At 72.3% G+C, this 17,430-nt stretch carries 13 protein-coding genes; 7 read left to right on the top strand and 6 right to left on the bottom strand.

The window, feature by feature from the left end:
* Nucleotides 1–28: 28 nt before the first annotated feature.
* On the bottom strand, nucleotides 29–1,222 hold the full coding sequence (locus tag O7623_RS16865; protein ID WP_282224001.1) for an ABC transporter substrate-binding protein: 1,194 nt from the start codon (nucleotides 1,220–1,222) through the stop codon (nucleotides 29–31).
* Between the two features lie 464 nt (nucleotides 1,223–1,686).
* Here O7623_RS16865 and O7623_RS16860 point away from each other — a divergent pair, with 464 nt between their 5' ends.
* The 4 genes from O7623_RS16860 (at nucleotide 1,687) to O7623_RS16845 (ending at nucleotide 6,396) form a co-directional block, all read left to right on the top strand.
* Nucleotides 1,687–4,944, top strand: coding sequence for a nitrate- and nitrite sensing domain-containing protein (locus tag O7623_RS16860; RefSeq protein WP_282224000.1), 3,258 nt, complete (start codon nucleotides 1,687–1,689; stop codon nucleotides 4,942–4,944).
* Complete coding sequence (locus tag O7623_RS16855) at nucleotides 4,941–5,351, top strand: roadblock/LC7 domain-containing protein (RefSeq protein ID WP_282223999.1); 411 nt, start codon at nucleotides 4,941–4,943, stop codon at nucleotides 5,349–5,351. The genes O7623_RS16860 and O7623_RS16855 overlap by 4 nt, the downstream gene beginning before the upstream one ends.
* A gap of 75 nt (nucleotides 5,352–5,426) precedes the next feature.
* Nucleotides 5,427–5,792 (top strand): DUF742 domain-containing protein, encoded by a 366-nt coding sequence (locus O7623_RS16850; protein WP_282223998.1) that lies wholly within the window; start codon nucleotides 5,427–5,429, stop codon nucleotides 5,790–5,792.
* On the top strand, nucleotides 5,773–6,396 hold the full coding sequence (locus O7623_RS16845) for an ATP/GTP-binding protein (protein WP_282223997.1): 624 nt from the start codon (nucleotides 5,773–5,775) through the stop codon (nucleotides 6,394–6,396). Before O7623_RS16850 ends, O7623_RS16845 begins: the two co-directional genes overlap by 20 nt.
* A gap of 126 nt (nucleotides 6,397–6,522) precedes the next feature.
* Here O7623_RS16845 and O7623_RS16840 read toward each other — a convergent pair whose 3' ends face one another.
* Genes O7623_RS16840 through O7623_RS16820 form a run of 5 tightly spaced genes read right to left on the bottom strand, consistent with a single transcriptional unit; the run spans nucleotide 6,523 to nucleotide 14,279 of the window.
* A complete protein-coding gene (locus tag O7623_RS16840) occupies nucleotides 6,523–7,611 on the bottom strand; it encodes a uroporphyrinogen-III synthase (protein WP_282223996.1) in 1,089 nt (362 codons plus the stop codon).
* Nucleotides 7,611–7,967 carry a nitrite reductase small subunit NirD gene (gene nirD / locus O7623_RS16835; RefSeq protein ID WP_282229443.1) on the bottom strand — a complete coding sequence of 119 codons (357 nt, stop codon included), beginning with the start codon at nucleotides 7,965–7,967 and terminating at the stop codon, nucleotides 7,611–7,613. Before nirD ends, O7623_RS16840 begins: the two co-directional genes overlap by 1 nt.
* A gap of 2 nt (nucleotides 7,968–7,969) precedes the next feature.
* The gene (gene nirB, locus O7623_RS16830; RefSeq protein WP_282223995.1) at nucleotides 7,970–10,582 is read right to left on the bottom strand and encodes a nitrite reductase large subunit NirB; all 2,613 of its coding nucleotides are present in this window, start codon (nucleotides 10,580–10,582) and stop codon (nucleotides 7,970–7,972) included.
* Nucleotides 10,579–12,135, bottom strand: coding sequence for an FAD-dependent oxidoreductase (locus tag O7623_RS16825; protein ID WP_282223994.1), 1,557 nt, complete (start codon nucleotides 12,133–12,135; stop codon nucleotides 10,579–10,581). Before O7623_RS16825 ends, nirB begins: the two co-directional genes overlap by 4 nt.
* Nucleotides 12,132–14,279 carry a molybdopterin oxidoreductase family protein gene (locus O7623_RS16820; RefSeq protein WP_282223993.1) on the bottom strand — a complete coding sequence of 716 codons (2,148 nt, stop codon included), beginning with the start codon at nucleotides 14,277–14,279 and terminating at the stop codon, nucleotides 12,132–12,134. Before O7623_RS16820 ends, O7623_RS16825 begins: the two co-directional genes overlap by 4 nt.
* A gap of 252 nt (nucleotides 14,280–14,531) precedes the next feature.
* On the opposite strand from O7623_RS16820, the gene O7623_RS16815 reads away from it, so the two are divergent.
* The 3 genes from O7623_RS16815 (at nucleotide 14,532) to rpsI (ending at nucleotide 17,282) form a co-directional block, all read left to right on the top strand.
* Nucleotides 14,532–15,959 carry a nitrate/nitrite transporter gene (locus O7623_RS16815; protein WP_282223992.1) on the top strand — a complete coding sequence of 476 codons (1,428 nt, stop codon included), beginning with the start codon at nucleotides 14,532–14,534 and terminating at the stop codon, nucleotides 15,957–15,959.
* Nucleotides 15,960–16,329: 370 nt separating this feature from the next.
* Nucleotides 16,330–16,773: a 50S ribosomal protein L13 gene (gene rplM / locus O7623_RS16810; RefSeq protein ID WP_282223991.1), complete on the top strand. Its 444-nt coding sequence runs from the start codon at nucleotides 16,330–16,332 to the stop codon at nucleotides 16,771–16,773.
* A gap of 20 nt (nucleotides 16,774–16,793) precedes the next feature.
* Nucleotides 16,794–17,282 carry a 30S ribosomal protein S9 gene (gene rpsI, locus O7623_RS16805; RefSeq protein WP_282223990.1) on the top strand — a complete coding sequence of 163 codons (489 nt, stop codon included), beginning with the start codon at nucleotides 16,794–16,796 and terminating at the stop codon, nucleotides 17,280–17,282.
* Nucleotides 17,283–17,430: the final 148 nt, after the last annotated feature.

Genomic DNA, 17,430 nt, shown 5'->3' with positions numbered 1-17,430 from the left:
CGTGGGGTCGAGTCGACCGACGGGTCGGTCAGCTGGCCAGCCGCCAGCGGCCACCCCGGAACACCAGCATCGTCAGCGCCTGCGGCATCAGCCCCGAGTGGTTGTCCGGCGTCATCCGGATCGGCCCGGAGAGCCCGTCGAGCTGGGTCGTCTCCAGCACCTCCCGGACGGCCTCGCGGTCGACCGTCTCGCCGCTGGACAGGGCCACCGCCTCGGCGATCAGCTGCACGGCGTCGGCGGCGAACGACGAGAAGCCGTAGTAGCTGCCGAACCGGGCGGTGTAGTCGCGGAACCACTGCTTACGGGCGGCCTTCGCCGGGGTGTTGGCGATCACGTCGTCGATCACCATGGTCTGGGTGAAGACCAGGTTGACGCCCTCGGCTCCGTTGGCGGAGCCACCGGTCAGGAACAGGTCCCCGGCGGCGGCGGCGTCGAAGAAGACCGGCCCGGGGTAGTCGACCTGCGCCGCGCTGTCGGCGGCCAGGACGGCCTGCTCGGCCGACGTCCAGACCAGCAGTGCGCCCGGATTCTCGTCGTCGTCCTCCGGCTCCGCCAACGCCGAAACCGCCTGGCTGACATCGGTGTCGGTGGTGCGGACCTGCTTGCTGGCGACCAGGTCGATGTCGAGCTTGTCCAGCTCGGCGGACATCACCCGCAGGCCGTCCTTGCCGTACTCGTCGTCGGTGTGCAGCAGGCTGGCCTGCCGGATGCCACGGCGGCGGAGTTCGTTGGCGATGGTGGCGGCGCTGTCGGCCGCGTTGGGCCCCAGCTTGAACACGTACCGCCGCTCGGCGACCGGAGTGGCCACGGCGGTCGCCGGCGCCAGCGAGATCGTCGGCACCCGCTTGTCGTTGAGTGTCCGGGCCGCGCCGACGGCGCAGTCACTGCAGCTGCCCATGATGATTGCGGTGACCTGGGAGTTGCTGGTGAAATCGCCGATGTTGCGCAACGATTCACTGGGATCAGAACGGTTGTCCCGCACGTCGAGCCGGATGGTGCGACCACCCAGCAGCCCTGACTCGTTGATCTGTTCGACCCTGAGTTCGAGAGCGCGCTGGTAGCCCTTGCCGACCGCCGCAGCGGCACCGGACAGCTCAAGATCGGCGGCGATGACGATCTCGCCCTCGGCTGTCGAATCACTACCGAACTGGCATCCCGCGAGCGAAGAGGCCAGCAATGTGGATGCGAGCGCCGTCGCGACGGCGGAACGGATGGGCCTCAAGTCAGTCCTCCAGGTACGCGGCGGATGCGCAACCGGTCCGGCCGGCGGCGGTACGTGTTGTCGCGTCCTCAATAGAAGTCGCGCCGACGGCATGCCGTACGGTGTGCGCGGAGCCTGCAAACGTGGAAACCTTGCCAATGGGCGGCGTTCTGGTCAAGCGCGCCGGTCATCCGGTTCCGGGAAGTGTGTCTCACATGTTGGCGGCGAGAAGTGGTCGCGAACAGTGACACTGCCGATGCAACTGTCGGTGGAAGTTCCATCCGCCCTGATCAGAGCGGTGTGGCGCTCATACTGTCCGGTAACTCAGGGATGAATCGGTGCCGTGCGACTGATTCCTGCCTAGCTGAGGCTTCCCAACAGGGTCCACTTCTGATGAAATCGCGGCCGTGCCGCATGCGGCGCTCACCGCTGCATCAGGCACCGGTCGGCAGTCCGCGTGTGGAGATAGCGACGGAGGCGATGTCGTGAGGACTGGACCGACGACCCTGCCCGACAACGGCCCGCGGAAGCGGCGTGCGCCGTTGCGATGGGTGCCGCGGCTGCGAGACGCCCGGATCAGGTCCAAACTGGCCCTCATCCTGGTGGTGCCGCTGGCCGCGGTCGCCGCTCTGGCCACCGTACGGCTGGTCGACGTCGGTCAGGGCGCGCTCGACGCCCGGATGGTGCGCTCGATGGCCGAGATCTCGGTGGACGTGTCGGCGCTCGCCCAGGAGGTCCACAAGGAGCGGATGGTCGCGCTGGCCTTCCTCGCCGGTGACGGCGCCGACCCCGAGGCGTACAACGTCCAGGTGCGACGCACCGACGAGCGGGTCGTCGCGTACACCGTCGAGCGCGACCGGGCCGGCGACGTACCGGACGCCGTCGACCGGCAACTGGTCGCGATCGACGATCACCTCGACACCCTGAACGCCACCCGCCAGGAGGTGCTCAGCCGGGGCGAGATGCCGGTCCAGGAGGCCGTGCTGCGCTACGGCGTCATCCTGTCCGACCTGATCTCCTACGGTGAGGTGCTGGGCCAGGTCTCCGGTGACGGCGAGGTGCCGGACAGCCTGCGCGCGGTGGCCGCCTTCGCCCGCGCCAAGGCGGCGACCGCCGAGGAGGAGGCGATCGTCTTCGCCGCGCTGTCCGGAGGCCGGCTGGAGGAGGAGCAGTTCTCGTCCTACCTGGCCACCCTGACCGGCCAGCAGGAGGCGCTGCTGTCCTTCTCGCTGGCTGCGTCACCCTGGGAACAGGCCCTGGTCGACAACAGCGTCACCGGTGACGCCGTGTTCCTGGCCGACCGGGTGGCCACCGAGATCACCCGCTCGGTGGGCCAGCAGTCCCGCATCGGCGCGACCCAGGCGGCGCGGACCGTCGGCGCAGTCAACGACCTGATGCGGTGGGCCGAGATCCAGCTCGAGGCCCGGCTGCTGCAGCGAGCCACCGAGGTCAGCACCAATGTCACCCGGCAGGCCATCATCGAGTCGATCCTGGTGCTGATCGCCCTGGTGCTGGCGATCGCCCTGGCCGTGGTGCTCGCCCGGTCGCTCAACGACTCGCTGCGCCGGCTGCGCGACGGGGCCCTGTCGGTGGCCGACCGGGACCTGCCGGAGGCGGTCGCCAAGCTGCGGGACGTCAACGACCTGAACGACCGAGGGCCGGAGGAGATCGTCCGCAGCCTGCGGGATCCGATCCGGCTGCCCAACCGTGACGAGGTCGGCGAGGTCGGCCGGGCGTTCAACGTGGTCCACCGGGAAGCGGTCCGGATCGCCGCCGAGCAGGCGGCACTGCGGGCCAGCGTCTCGGCGATGTTCCTCTCCCTGGCCCGACGCAGTCAGACCCTGGTCGACCGGATGATCGGCGAGCTCGACACCATCGAGCGCAACGAGGAGGACCCGAAGCGGCTGGCCCAGCTGTTCCAGCTGGACCACCTGGCCACCCGGATGCGCCGCAACGACGAGAACCTGCTGGTGCTCGCCGGGGCCGACTCGACCGCGCCGCGCCGCGAGGACGCGCTGCTGGTCGACGCCATGCGGGCCGCGCAGTCCGAGGTCGAGGCCTACAACCGCATCGAGTTCGGCACCATCGACACCGACATCCTGATCGCCGCGACCGCCGTCAACGACGTGGTCCGACTCGTCGCCGAGCTGCTCGACAACGCGACCCGGTTCTCCCCGCCGACCACGACCGTCGTCGCCGACGCCCGCCGGCTGCGCGACTACGTGCTGATCCAGGTGGAGGACCGGGGCCTGGGGCTGTCCGAGGAACAGCTGGACAACCTGAACCGGCGGCTCGCCGAGCCGTCGACGATGGACGTGTCCGCGTTCCGGCTGATGGGTCTGGCCGTGGTCAGCCGGCTCGCCGGCCGGTACGGCATCCGCGTCGAGCTGCGCCCCAACGTCGATGGCGGCACCCTGGCGCAGGTGACCCTGCCCAGCAGCATCCTGGTGCTGCCGCAGCGCACCCGCGAACCGGTGGCCGGTCGGGGCCGGCCGGGGCTGGCGGCCGAGCCGATCTCCGCCGCACCCACCTCGGGCGGCACCTGGGCGCCCGTCTCCGGACCGCCGATCTCCGGACCGCCGATCTCCGGACCGCCGGTGTCCGCCGCCCCGGCCCGTACGGCGACCCTGACCGACCAGTGGCACAACGCCCGGTCGTCGCAGTGGAACGCGGTGGCCGGTGCCCCCACCGCGGCCTTCCCGGCCGTGACCCCCGGTCGTGGCGCACCCGCTGCCGGCCCGGTGCCCCCAGCACCGGTGCCCGCACCGGCCGCCGCGGCACCGGCGACCGCCGTGCCGGCACCCGCGCCGCCGGCCGGCCCGTCCCCGCCGTCGTTCAACCCGGCGGCCCCGCTGGCGGGTTACGCCACGACGGCCGAGCCGGCCGCCAACCTCAGCCCGCCGACGGTGGCGTACCCGACGCTGCGCGCCTCCGGGCTGCGGGGATCCGGCGGTCCCGGCGACCAGCCACTGATCCCGGCCACCGCGCACCCGCTGGCACCGGTGGTTCGCACCGCCGGCCAACTGCCGCAGGGTCCGGCCGCCGGCGGGCAGGGCGTCGGTGGGCAGGGCGCGGCGCGGCCGGAGGACGCGACCGAGATGCCGATCTTCCGGGAGATGGAGGCGGTCTGGTTCCGCGCCCAGGGTCAGGCCGACACCAAGGTGTTCCAGATGCCGACCGCCGGCCACGCGCCCGACGCCGCCACGCCGTCGGCCGGCGCCACGCTGTCCACAGGCGCCACCGCGCCGACCGCCGCGTACCCGACGACGACCTCTACCAGGCCACCGTTGCCGGCGCGCAACCCGGGGCAGTCCGCCCCGGCCCCAGCGGCGTACTCTGCTCCGGTGCAGCCGAACGCCGCACCCCAGTCAACGACCGCGCCACCCACCCACGCACCGTCCACTGCGGGCGCCAGCGGTGGCGCGGCGACGGGTGCCACCCCACGGCAACGGGCCGGCGACTCCGGCGCCTGGCGGACCGCTGCCGACGAGGGGTGGGCCCGGGCCAGCCAGGCAGCTGAGCCGGCGGTAGCCGGCATCACCCGATCGGGCCTGCCCAAGCGTCAACCCCAGGCGCAGCTCGTGCCGGGCGGCGTGGAGCCGGCGGCGAGCCGGGGACCGACCCGGCGTACCCCGGACGAGGTCCGCGGCCTGCTGTCGGCCTACCACCGCGGGGTGCAGCGCGGTCGGACCGCCGGCAGCGAGCAGTACCGCGCCACTTCAACCAAGGAGAACAGCGAATGAACAGGCCAGCAGCTATTCAGGACATGGGTTGGCTGCTCAGCAACTTTGCCGACAGCGTGGCGGGCATCGCCCACGTGGTGGCTGTCTCGGCAGACGGACTGCTGCTCGCTTCCTCCCGGGACCTGCCTGCTGACCGTGCGGATCAGCTCGCCGCGATCACGTCCGGTGTGGTCAGTCTGACCGACGGGGCCTCCAGGATGTTCAGCGCCGGCGGCGTGCTGCAGACTGTGATCGAGATGGACAGTGGATACCTGTTCCTCATGTCCATCAGTGACGGCTCGTCGATGGCGGTGCTCGCCGCACGCAGCTGCGACGTGGGTCAGGTCGGCTACGAGATGGCGCTGCTCGTCGAGCGTGTCGGTGCCGCCCTGGTCCCGTTGCCGCGCGAGGCCGTGGGCCGGCCCTGAGCCGTCGAAGTTCCGTAGCGACAGGGGACCGTCACCGGTGACGTGCCAACAGACCCAGAAGGAGGTGACCGTCGGATGGGGCAGCCGCATCAGGACCCGCGCGGGGCGCTGGTCCGGCCCTACGCGGTCACCCGGGGCCGCACCGAGCCGCGTCAACACATCGCGCTGGAGGCGGTCCTGGTGGCCAGCGCGGCAGCGGTCACCGAGTCGCGGTTCGCCGGGCACGACAAGCATCGGATCGCCACCATCTGCGACAACCGTGCGCAATCACTGGCGGAGATCGCCGCGTACACCCGGCTCCCGCTGGGCGTCGCGCGGGTCCTCGTCGCCGACATGGTCGCCGACGGCCTGCTGGCGTTGCACAGCGCCGCTCCGGTAGAGGCCTACGAGGAGCGGATGGAACTTCTGGAAAGGGTGCTAAGTGGACTTCGCAGGCTATGACCGCCCTGGCGTAGGCCAGAAAAAGGAGATCACCTCCGCGAAGATCGTCATCGCGGGCGGTTTCGGGGTGGGAAAGACCACCATGGTCGGCGCGGTCTCCGAGATCACACCGTTGACCACCGAGGCGTTGATGACCTCGGCCGGCGTCGGCATCGACGACCCGTCGAAGGTGCCCGGCAAGGAGACCACCACGGTGGCGATGGACTTCGGCCGGATCACGATGGCCGACGACCTCATTCTCTATCTGTTCGGCACCCCCGGACAGACCCGGTTCTGGTTCATGTGGGACGAGATCATCCGGGGCGCCGTCGGTGCCGCCGTGCTGGTCGACACCCGTCGGATCACCGATGCGTTCGCCCCGCTCGACTACTTCGAGAACCGGCAACTGCCGTACCTCGTCGCGCTCAACTGTTTCGACGGCGCACCCCGGTACGAGCCGGAGGAGATCCGGGAGGCGCTGGCGATCGCCCCGCACGTACCGCTGGTGATGTGCGACGCGCGTAGCCGGGATTCGACCAAGCACGTGCTGGTCAACGTCGTCGAGCACGCGATGGCGACGCTGCGGGCCGAGCACGGCCGGGGGTTCCCGACCCCGGTCGGCTGACCAGTGACGGCGACCGGCGGCCGGACCAGACCGCCGGTCGCCGTCCGACCGCCAGCAGCCACTCGCCCGGTAGCTGGCCGGTAGCTCAGCTCAGGGCGCCGCCGCGACGTTCGCCCAACTGGTCGGTCAGTCGACGGGTAGTCGGTAGCCCCGCTTCACGACCGTCTGGATCACGCCGGGGGCACCCAGACCGGCCCGCAGCCGGGCCACGGCCATCTCCACGGCGTGCTCGTCGGCACCGCGTGGCAGGGTCCGCAGCAGCGCCGCCCGGGACAGCACCCGGCCCGGGGTCTGCGCCAGTGCCCGCAGGACGGCCATCGGCGCGGGTGCCAACGGCCGCAGCTCGCCGTCGATCACCGCGGCGTGCCCGCGCAGGGTCAGCAGATGGCCGCCGACCTTCAGGTTGACCGCCCGCCGGGGTAGTTCGTCGACGATGGTGCGGACCAGGGCGCCGAGCCGGGCCCGGCTGGGGGCGATCACCGGTACGCCGTGGCGGCGCAGCGGCGCGGCGGTCACCGGCCCGACGCAGGCGGCGAGCACGTCGGTACGCATCGCCTCCAGTACCGCCTCCCCGTTGCTGCCGGCGGCCCGCAACAGCGCCCCGACCGCCGGTGCCGAGGTGAAGGTGACGGCGTCGACGAGCCGGCCGGTGACCAGGTCCACCAGCCGGTGCAGCGGCGCCGGATCGGTCGGCGGCGCCCAGCGGTACACCGGCACCTCGATCACCGTGGCGCCGGCGGCCTCCAACGCCGAGGAGCATTCCGGCTGCCGGTCGCCGTGCAACTGCATCGCGACGATCTGCCCGGCCACGCCCCGGGCCCGCAGGTGGTCGATGACCTCTTCGCAGCTCTCCGAGGCCGGTGACCACTGGTCGTGCAGGCCGGCGGCGCGGATCGCACCCCGGGCCTTCGGGCCCCGGGCGACGATGTACGCGCCGCCGAGCACCGCCCGCAGTGGTTCGGCCAGGCCCCAGCCTTCCGCCGCCTCCAGCCAGCCGCGCATGCCGATCCCGGTGTTGGCGACCAGCACGTCCGGCGGATCGTCCAGACAGGCCCGGGTCGCGGCGCGCAGCTCGGTGTCGTCGGCCAGCGGCACGATCCGCAGCGCCGGGGCGAGCACCACCCGGGCACCACGTCGCTCCAGCAGCGCGGCGAGTTCGTCGCGTCGCCGGTCGGCGGTGACCCCGATGGTGAATCCGGACAGCTCGTCGGACATCACTGGTCCTGCCGCCGACCGAGCACCTCGATCAGCCCGTCGCGGCAACGTACCCGGTAGGTCGGCACGGCGACGCCCGGCAGGTCCAGGCATTCGCCGGTACGCAGGTCGTAGACCTGCTTGTGCAGCGGCGAGGCCACCGTGGGGATGTCGCCCCGGGTGCCGACGATGCCGCGGGACATGACGTTGGCGCGGGTCACCGGATCCTGGTTGCCGATCGCGTACAACGCCCCGTCGTAGGTCCGGAAGATCGCCACCTGCTCGCCGTCGACCAGCGCGGCCACGCCCCGCTCCGGCTCCACCCGAGGGTACGGGCAGACCGGTGTCCACTGGTCGGTGATGTTGATCGTCTGCACACTCATCGGCGTACCTCCAGGGTTGTCGGGAGGCCGAGCGCCACGGGCCGGCGCTCGCCCAGGGCCGGCACCGGCTGGCCCCGTTCGACCTCGAAGGTGATCGACGGGTCCGGGGTGTCGGGTGCGTTGACGAAGGAGGCGAAGCGGCGTAGCCGCTCCGGGTCGTCGATCGTGTCCCGCCATTCGTCGGAGTACGACTCGACGTGGCGGGCCATCGCCGCGTCCAGCTCGGCGGCGAGCCCGAGCGAGTCGTCGACGATCACCGCCCGCAGGTGGTCCAGGCCGCCGTCCATCGCCTCGATCCAGGCGGCGGTGCGTTGCAGTCGGTCGGCGGTGCGGATGTAGAACATCAGGAACCGGTCGATGGTGCGGACGAGCTCCTCGGTGGACAGGTCGCTGGCGAACAGGTCGGCGTGCCGGGGCCGGAAGCCGCCGTTGCCGCCGACGTAGAGGTTCCAGCCGACGTCGGTGGCGATGATGCCGAAGTCCTTGCTGCGGGCCTCGGCGCATTCGCGGGCGCAGCCGGAGACCGCAGACTTGATCTTGTGCGGGGCGCGCAGCCCCCGGTAGCGCAGTTCCAGCGCGACGGCCAGGCCGACCGAGTCCTGCACGCCGTAGCGGCACCAGGTCGATCCGACGCAGGACTTAACCGTCCGCAGCGCCTTGCCGTAGGCGTGACCGGACTCGAAGCCGGCGTCGACCAGTCGCCGCCAGATCTTCGGCAGCTGCTCCACCCGGGCCCCGAACAGGTCGATCCGCTGCCCACCGGTGATCTTCGTGTAGAGGTTGAAGTCCCGGGCCACCTCGCCGATGACGATCAGCTTCTCCGGGGTGATCTCCCCGCCGGGGATCCGGGGGACCACCGAGTAGGTGCCGTCGCGCTGGATGTTGGCCAGGAAATGGTCGTTGGTGTCCTGCAGGGCGGCCTGCTCGCCGTCGAGGACGTAGCCGTTGCCCAGCGAGGCGAGGATCGAGGCGACCACCGGCTTGCAGATGTCGCAGCCCCGGCCCCGGCCGTGCTCGGCGACCAGCTGGGAGAAGGTCCGGACACCGCGGACCCGGACGATGTCGAACAGCTCCTGGCGGCTGTGGTCGAAGTGCTCGCAGAGGGCGGTCGACTGGGTCACCCCGGCGACGGAGAGCAGCTGCTTGAGCATCGGTACGCAGGACCCGCAGCTGGTGCCGGCCCGGGTGCACGCCTTGATCGCGGCGACGTCGGTGCAGCCCTCGCCGATCGCGCCGAGAATCTGGTCCTTGGTGACCGCGTTGCAGGAGCAGACCTGGGCGCTGCCGGGCAGCGCGTCGATGCCGGCCCCGCCGGCCCCGTCGGAACCGGCCGGGGCGAGCAGCGCCAGCGGCGGGCCGGGCAGTGGGCCGCCGACGCTGGCCCGCAGCGTCGGGTACGCGGTGGCGTCGCCGACCAGCACCCCGCCGAGCAGGGTCCGCGCGTCGTCGGAGAGGACCAGTTTGGCGTAGACCCGGGTCGCCGGGTCGGTGAAGGTGACGTCCAGGCAGTCGGCGGTGGTGCCGTGCGCGTCGCCGAACGAGGCGACGTCGACGCCGAGCAGCTTGAGCTTGGTGGAGGTGTCCGCGCCGGGGAAGGCGGCGGTGCCGCCGAGCAGCCGGTCGGCGACCACCTCGGCCATGGCGTAGCCCGGGGCGACCAGCCCGTAGCAGCGGCCCGGTTCACCGTCGACGCTGATCGCGGCGCACTCGCCGACCGCCCAGATGTGCGGGTCGCTGGTCCGGCAGGTGGCGTCGACGGTCACCCCGCCGCGTTCGCCGACGGCCAGCCCGGCGGTGCGGGCCAGGTCGTCGCGGGGGCGGATGCCGGCGGCCACCACCACCAGGTCGGACTCCAGTTCGGTGCCGTCGGTGAGGGTGACACCGTGCGGCGTACCGTCCGGTCTGGTGCGGATCGCCGACGTCGCGGTCCCCAGGTGTACCTCGACGCCGAGGTCCTCGACGTAGCGGCGCAACATCGCCCCGCCGGCCTCGTCGATCTGGACCGGCATCAGCCGGGGGGCGAACTCCACCACATGGGTACGCAGGCCGAGCAGCCGCAGCGCGTTGGCCGCCTCCAGACCGAGCAGCCCACCGCCGATCACCGTACCGACCCGACGGGTGGCCTGCGGATCGGTGGCGAAGGACCGGATCGCCTCCAGGTCGTCGATCGTGCGGTAGACGAACACGCCGTCGCGCAGCTCGCCGCCGGCCGGGGCGGCGCCGGCCGGGGCACTGCCGTTGGCGCCGTCGCCGTCGGCGGGCCGGTGCGCGCCGTCGATCGGCGGGACGAACGCGTACGAGCCGGTGGCCAGCACCAGCGCGTCGTAGCCGTACTCGTCGTGGTCGGTGACGACCACCCGGCGCTGGCGGTCGATGCGCCGGGCCGGCTCGGCCAGCCGCAGGTCCACCCCGTCGTCGGGGGTGTGCACGCTCAGCTCCTCCGGTGCGACCCCGTCGAAGAACGCCGACAACCGGACCCGGTCGTACGCCGGCCGCGACTCCTCGGCCAGTACCGTCACCTGCCAGTCGCCGGCGGTGTCGCGGGAGCGGACCGCTTCGACCAGGCGTTGCCCGACCATGCCGTTGCCGATGACGACCAACCGGTTCATACCGGTACCTCCACGTCGGAATCCACAGATGAGAGCCAGTCGACGATGCCGGTGACCGCGTCGGTGCAGCTGCCACAGCCGGTGGTGGCCCGGGTGGCGGCGACGACCTCGCCGACCGACCGGGCACCGGCGCGCCAGCAGCGCACCAGCGCGCCCTTGCTGACGGTGTTGCACTGGCAGACGGTCGCCGCGTCCGGCATCAGCGCCGGACTGGTCGCCGGTGCCGCGACGGTGCCGCCGACCGCCCGGCCGAGTAGCAGCGCCCGCCGGTCGGCCGGCACCGGACCGCCCCGGTCGAACAGTTGGATGACGGTGCCGACGGCCGGGTTGTCGCCGAGCATGATCGCCCCGGTCAGCCGGTCGTCGCGGATGCGCAGCCGGGCGTACGTGCCGCGGGCCGGGTCGGCGAAGCTGAGCTCCTCGGTGCCGGCGTCGGTGTCGCCGTGGGTGTCGCCCATCGCAGCCAGGTCGATGCCGGCGGCCTTGAGCCGGGTCACCGTGGGCAGCGGCCGGTAGCGGGCACCCGGGTCGTCGCCGGCCAGCACCCGGGCCAGCACCCGGGCCTGCTCCCAGGCCGGGGCGACCAGCCCGGTGACCACACCGTCGTGTTCGGCGCAGTCACCGATGGCCCAGATGCGCGGGTCGCTGGTGGCCATCCGGTCGTCGACCACCACGCCCCGCCCGACCTGCAGCCCGGCCCGCCGGGCCAGGTCGGTGTCCGGGCGGACCCCGCAGGCGAGCACCAGCAGGTCCGCGTTCAGCTCCCGACCGTCCCCCAGGCGCAGCCTGACGCCGTCGGCGCCCGCGTCGACCGACTCGGCGGCGGCGGCCAGCTCGGTGCCGACGCCGAGCCGGGTGAGGGTACGGGCGAGCACCGCGCTGGCGGTCGGGTCGAGTTGGCGCTCCATCAGCTGGTCGACCTTGTGCACCACCCGGACGTCGAGTCCACGGGCGGCCAGCCCCCGGGCGGCCTCCAGGCCGAGCAGTCCGCCGCCGAGGACCAACGCGCTGCGGGCACCGGCGGCGGCGGCGAGGATCCGTCGGCAGTCGTCGAGGGTCCGGAACACCGCGACCCGCTCCGGTAGTGCCGCCGGGTCGAGTGCACCGGCCGCCGCAGCCGAGTCGGCCGGGTCCGCTGCGCCCGCCGGGTCCGCTGCGCCTGCCGGGTCCGCTGCGCCTGCCGGGTCCGCTGTGCCGGTCTGGCCGGTCAGGCCGGGCAGCGCGGGCACGACCGCCCGGCTGCCGGTGGCCAGCACCAGGTGGTCGTACTCGGTGGCGACGCCGTCGGCCGTGCGTACCGTGCGGGTGGTCGGCTCGATCGCGACGACCGGCAGCCCGGCGCGGACGTCGACGCCGTGCCCGGCGGCCTCGGTCAGCGTCACGTCCAGCTCGTCGGCGCGGCCGGCGAGCAGGTTGGACAGCATGATCCGGTTGTACGCCCGGTGCCGTTCCGCCCCGAACACGGTGATCTTGAGGTCACCGCGCCGGGCGTGCAGCTCGGCGGCGAGCCGGGCCCCGGCCATGCCGTGACCGACGATGACGATACGGTTCACGCTCGCTCCACCCTGACCGCGCAGATCTTGAACTCGGGCATTCGGGACGTCGGGTCCAGCGCGTCGCTGGTCACCGAATTGATCCGGGCCACGCCACCCCAGTGGAACGGCGCGAAGACGGTGTCCGGGCGGATCGAGGTGGTCACCCGGGCCGGGGCGCGCATCTCGCCGCGTCGGCTGGTCACCCGTACCGGGTCGCCGTCGGTGACGCCGAGTTGCTCGGCCAGGTCCGGGTGCAGCTCGACGAAGGCGGCCGGGGCGGCGTCGCGCAGCGGCGCGATCCGCCGGGTCTGCGCGCCGGACTGGTACTGGGCCAGCACCCGACCCGTGGTCAGGTAGAGCGGATAGTCGGCGCAGGGCTCCTCGGCGGCGCCACGGTGCTCCACCGCGACGAACCGGGCCCGCCCATCGGGCGTGGGGAAACGGTCGGTGAACATCCGTGGGGTGTCCGGCCGGTCCGGGTCGGGGCACGGCCAGAAGACGCCGTCGGCGGCGTCGATCCGCTCCCAGGTGACCCCGGCGTAGTCGGCGATCCCGCCGGCCGAGGCGCGGCGCAGCTCGGTGAAGACCTCGCCCGGCTCGGCCGGGAACTGCCCGGCCGGGCAGCCCAACCGCTGCGCCAGGTCGGCGAGGACGGCCAGGTCGGTGCGGGCACCGGCCGGCGGCGGGCGGACCGCGTGCCGGCGCAGCACCCGACCCTCCAGGTTGGTCATCGTGCCGTCCTCCTCGGCCCACTGGGCGCTGGGCAGCACGACGTCGGCCATCGCCGCCGTCTCCGACAGCACGAAATCGGCCACCACCAGCAGGTCCAGATCGGCCAGTCGCTGCTGGACCCGGCCGGCGCGCGGCGCGGAGACCACCGGGTTGGAGCCGAACACCAGCAGCGCCTTCGGCCCGGCCTCGGTACCGAGCGAGTCCAGTAGTTCGTAGGCGGAGACTCCCGGGCCGGGCAGGTCGGCCGGGTCGACGCCCCACACCCCGGCGACGTGCGCGCGGGCCGCCGGATCGTCGATGCGCCGGTAGCCGGGCAGCTGGTCGGCCTTCTGACCGTGCTCCCGCCCGCCCTGGCCGTTCCCCTGACCGGTCAGACAGCCGTAGCCGGAGCCGGGTCGGCCGGGCAGCCCGAGGGCGAGCGCCAGGTTGACGTACGCGCTGACCGTGTCCACGCCCTTGGCATGCTGTTCGGCCCCGCGCGCGGTGAGGATGACGACCCTGGCCGGCGCGGCGTCGGTGTCGGGTCGGCCGCCGCCGGCCAGGGCCCGCGCCGTCGCCTCCAGATCGGCGATCGGTACGCCGGTCAACCGTTCCACCCGGGCCGGCCAGTACCCGGCGACGGTGGCCCGGACGGCGTCGAAGCCGGTGGTCCGCTGCGCCACGTAGTCCCGGTCGACCCAGCCTTCGCGGAGCACGACGTGCAGCAGCGCGTTGGCCAACGCCAGGTCGGTACCGGGGGTGGGCTGCAGGTGCAGGTCGGCCAGCCGGGCGGTGGCCGTCCGCCGGGGGTCGACCACGATCAACGTACCGCCGCGCTGTTTGAGCTCGGTCAGGTAGCGGGCGAACGGCGGCATCGTCTCGGCCACGTTCGCGCCGACCAGCAGCAGCGTGTCGGCGGCGCCGACGTCGGCCAACGGGAACGGCAGGCCGCGGTCGACGCCGAAGGCCCGCATCCCGGCGGCGGCCGCCGAGGACATGCAGAATCGGCCGTTGTAGTCGATGTTGCGGGTGCGCAGCGCGACCCGGGCGAACTTGCCCAGCGCGTACGCCTTCTCGTTGGTCAGCCCGCCGCCGCCGAAGACGGCGACCGCGTCGCGGCCGTGCGCCCGCTGGATGCCGGTGACGCCGTCGACGATCCGCGCCAGCGCCTCGTCCCAGCTGGCCGGGCGCAGCGGCGCGTCGCGCCGGTCGCGCACCAGCGGCGTGGTCAGCCGCTGCGGGTGGTCGAGCAGCTCGGCGGCGGTCCAGCCCTTCTGACAGAGGCCACCCTGGTTCGTGGGGAACTGCCGGGGTTCCACCGTGACCGTGCCGTCGGGGTCGGCGCGCAGGTGCATGCCGCACTGCAACGCGCAGTACGGACAGTGCGTCGCCACGGTCCGGGCGGTGTCCTGGCCGGCCGGCCCGATGGTCACCTGCACGCTGCGTGGCATGTGCGAAGCGTGCCGGTGGGCGATTTCGCCGGGACGTCTCGATTGTTTCGAGCCTGCTAAGAGCGGCTCACACGAGCCGGTGGCAGAGGGTTGGCTGATCTGACGCCTGATCGATCTCACTATCGGTCACGGCGGGCCGTGCGTTCTCCGTTGCGCGCCCGAATCGCCAGTTGCACCCGATCGAAACTGGCCACGCCTAGCTTCCTGCCAACACCGACCGCTACCGACCGATCGCGGAGGAGCTGAGCCGCCATGAGCCAGGCCACCACGGATACCACGACAGCAGAGGTCGCCGCCAGCGATCCGGTCCTGCCGCCGAGCACCACCGCGTCCGCGCCGGAGGGCCACCGGCGGCGGGGCGGCCGGTGGATCGACGACTGGCGCCCCGAGGACCCCGACTTCTGGCGGGAGACCGGTGCGCCGATCGCCCGCCGCAACCTGATCTTCTCCATCGTCTCCGAACACATCGGCTTCTCGGTGTGGAGCCTGTGGTCGGTGCTCGTGCTGTTCATGGGCCCGGAGTACGGCATCGACCCGGCGGGCAAGTTCCTGCTGACCGCCGTACCGGCCGCGGTCGGCTCGGTGCTGCGGCTGCCGTACACCTTCGCGGTCGCGGTCTTCGGCGGCCGGAACTGGACGATCGTCAGCGCGTTGCTGCTGCTCCTGCCGGCGGTGCCGATGACGATCCTGCTCGAACCCGGCGTCTCCTACTCGACCCTGATGGTGCTGGCCTGCCTCGCCGGGGTCGGTGGCGGCAACTTCGCCTCCTCGATGGCGAACATCAACGTGTTCTACCCGCAGCGGCTCAAGGGCTGGGCCCTCGGGCTCAACGCCGGCGGCGGCAACATCGGCGTACCGGCCGTGCAGCTGGTCGGGCTGGCCGTGCTGGCCACGGTCGGCGCCGCGTACCCGCGTCTGGTGCCCGCGGTCTACCTGCCGTTGATCGTGGTCGCCGCGCTCTGCGCGGCCCGGTACATGGACAACGTCAGCACGGCCGCCAACGAGCGCGGCGCGATGCGGGAGGCGACCCGCCAGCCACACACCTGGGTCATGTCGTTCCTGTACATCGGGACCTTCGGCTCGTTCATCGGGTTCGGCTTCGCCTTCGGCCAGGTGCTGCAGATCCAGTTCGCCGAGCAGTTCGCCACCCCGATCGACGCCGCGTACCTGACCTTCCTGGGACCGCTGATCGGTTCGCTGATCCGGCCGGTCGGCGGCCACCTGGCCGACCGCCTCGGCGGCGCCCGGGTGACGTTCTGGAACTTCGTGGCGATGGCGGTCGGCGCGGGCATCGTCTGGTACGCCTCGACGCAGCGCTCGCTGCCGCTGTACCTGGTCGGGTTCATGGCCCTGTTCGTCTTCTCCGGCATCGGCAACGGATCGACGTACAAGATGATCCCGGCGATCTTCCGGGCGAAGGCGGCCGGACAGATCACCGCCGGGGTCGACCCGGTCGCGGCCGAACGTCGGTCGATCCGACTGGCCGGGGCGCTGATCGGCATCGCCGGCGCGGTCGGGGCCTTCGGCGGGGTGCTGGTCAACATCGCCTTCCGGCAGTCGTTCCTGACCTACGGTACGGCGGACGCGGCGTACCTGGCGTTCATCGCCTTCTACGCGGTCTGCGTGGTGGTCACCTGGGCGGTGTACCGGCGGCCGGGGGCGCAACTGCCGGGCGTCTGACGGACGGTGTCCGTCGGGCGCCCGAACCGGGCGGCGGCCGGGCGGCGGCCGGGCGGCGGCCGGGCGGCGGCCGGGCGGCGGTCCGCTGTTTTGACCGCTCCGGCCGTCACCCGGTATCGTTGCCTGCTGTTGTGCGACAGCCGAGGGGCGTCCCTCGCCAGGCTAGTCACCGTCGCCAGCGAGCGTCGCCCGTCGGGAGCACTGCCCGCAGGGCGGGCCCGCTGCAGGGTGGCAGGCCAGCCGGGGTATGCTTGTCGTTCGCGCGCGCGTTCCTTTACGGGTTGCCCGGTCATCGGGTCGTCCTGCCGGCCCGCGCGTTACCCGACGACCGACGCGCGACCCCAGACCGACGACGAGACAAGGTAGACCTGTGCGTACGTACAGCCCGAAGCCGGGTGAGATCGAGCGTCAGTGGCACGTGATCGACGCCTCTGATGTCGTGCTGGGCCGCCTGGCCACCCACGCCGCCACGCTGCTGCGCGGCAAGCACAAGCCCACGTTCGCGCCGCATGTCGACACCGGTGACTTCGTCATCGTCGTCAACGCCGGCAAGGTGGCGTTGACCGGCAACAAGCGGCACACCAAGGTGGCCTACCGGCACTCCGGTTACCCCGGTGGGCTCAAGCAGGTCGGCTACGACGAGCTGCTGGCCAAGCGTCCGGAGCGGGCGATCGAGCTGGCTGTCAAGGGCATGCTCCCGCACAACAAGCTCGGCAACAAGCTGATCCGCAAGCTCAAGGTGTACGCCGGTGCGGAGCACCCGCACGGCGCGCAGCAGCCGGTGCCGTTCGAGATCAAGCAGATCGCGCAGTGAGCGCGGGCGAAGGAAACAGCATGACCGACACCACCGAGGCCAGCCCGGTCGCCGTCGTCGACGCCGACACCGAGGTGGCCCCCGCTGCGGCGCCCGCCCCCGTCGTGCGCACGCCGCGCGGAGAGCGCCCGATCCAGACCGTGGGTCGGCGCAAGGAAGCCATCGTCCGGGTCCGGATCGTTCCGGGCTCTGGGAAGATCACCTGCAACGGGCGGGAGCTCGAGGAGTACTTCCCGAGCAAGGTGCACCAGCAGCTGATCCGCGAGCCGCTGGTCACCGCCGAGAAGGCCGAGGCGTTCGACGTGATCGCGAACCTGCGCGGCGGCGGCATCACCGGCCAGGCCGGTGCGCTGCGGCTCGGCATCGCGCGGGCGCTGTGCGCCAACGACCTCGACGACCGTCCGGCGCTGAAGAAGGCCGGCTTCCTGACCCGGGACGCCCGGGTCAAGGAGAGCAAGAAGTACGGCCTCAAGAAGGCCCGTAAGGCTCCGCAGTACTCGAAGCGCTAGTCGTCGTGCACGGCTGAACGGACGGCCGGGACACCCTTTCCGCAGGGTTTCCCGGCCGTCCGTGCTTTTTTGTCTAGTTGGCGTGTTTTCTCCCGTTCGCCGGCAGTATCTTCATCGGTTGCCGGACCCCACCCGCACACCACCGGGT

The sequence above is a fragment of the Solwaraspora sp. WMMD791 genome (assembly GCF_029581195.1).
GTDB lineage: Bacteria > Actinomycetota > Actinomycetes > Mycobacteriales > Micromonosporaceae > Micromonospora_E.
This window is presented reverse-complemented; position numbering and strand designations above follow the sequence as displayed.

Excerpts from the sequence above, each read along its gene's own strand:
- rpsI (WP_282223990.1), top strand. The coding sequence starts at position 16,794 with ATGACCGACACCACCGAGGCCAGCCCGGTCGCCGTCGTCGACGCCGAC.
- O7623_RS16840 (WP_282223996.1), bottom strand. The coding sequence starts at position 7,611 with ATGTCCGACGAGCTGTCCGGATTCACCATCGGGGTCACCGCCGACCGG.
- nirB (WP_282223995.1), bottom strand. The coding sequence starts at position 10,582 with ATGAACCGGTTGGTCGTCATCGGCAACGGCATGGTCGGGCAACGCCTG.
- O7623_RS16855 (WP_282223999.1), top strand. The coding sequence starts at position 4,941 with ATGAACAGGCCAGCAGCTATTCAGGACATGGGTTGGCTGCTCAGCAAC.
- O7623_RS16820 (WP_282223993.1), bottom strand. The coding sequence starts at position 14,279 with ATGCCACGCAGCGTGCAGGTGACCATCGGGCCGGCCGGCCAGGACACC.
- O7623_RS16850 (WP_282223998.1), top strand. The coding sequence starts at position 5,427 with ATGGGGCAGCCGCATCAGGACCCGCGCGGGGCGCTGGTCCGGCCCTAC.
- O7623_RS16815 (WP_282223992.1), top strand. The coding sequence starts at position 14,532 with ATGAGCCAGGCCACCACGGATACCACGACAGCAGAGGTCGCCGCCAGC.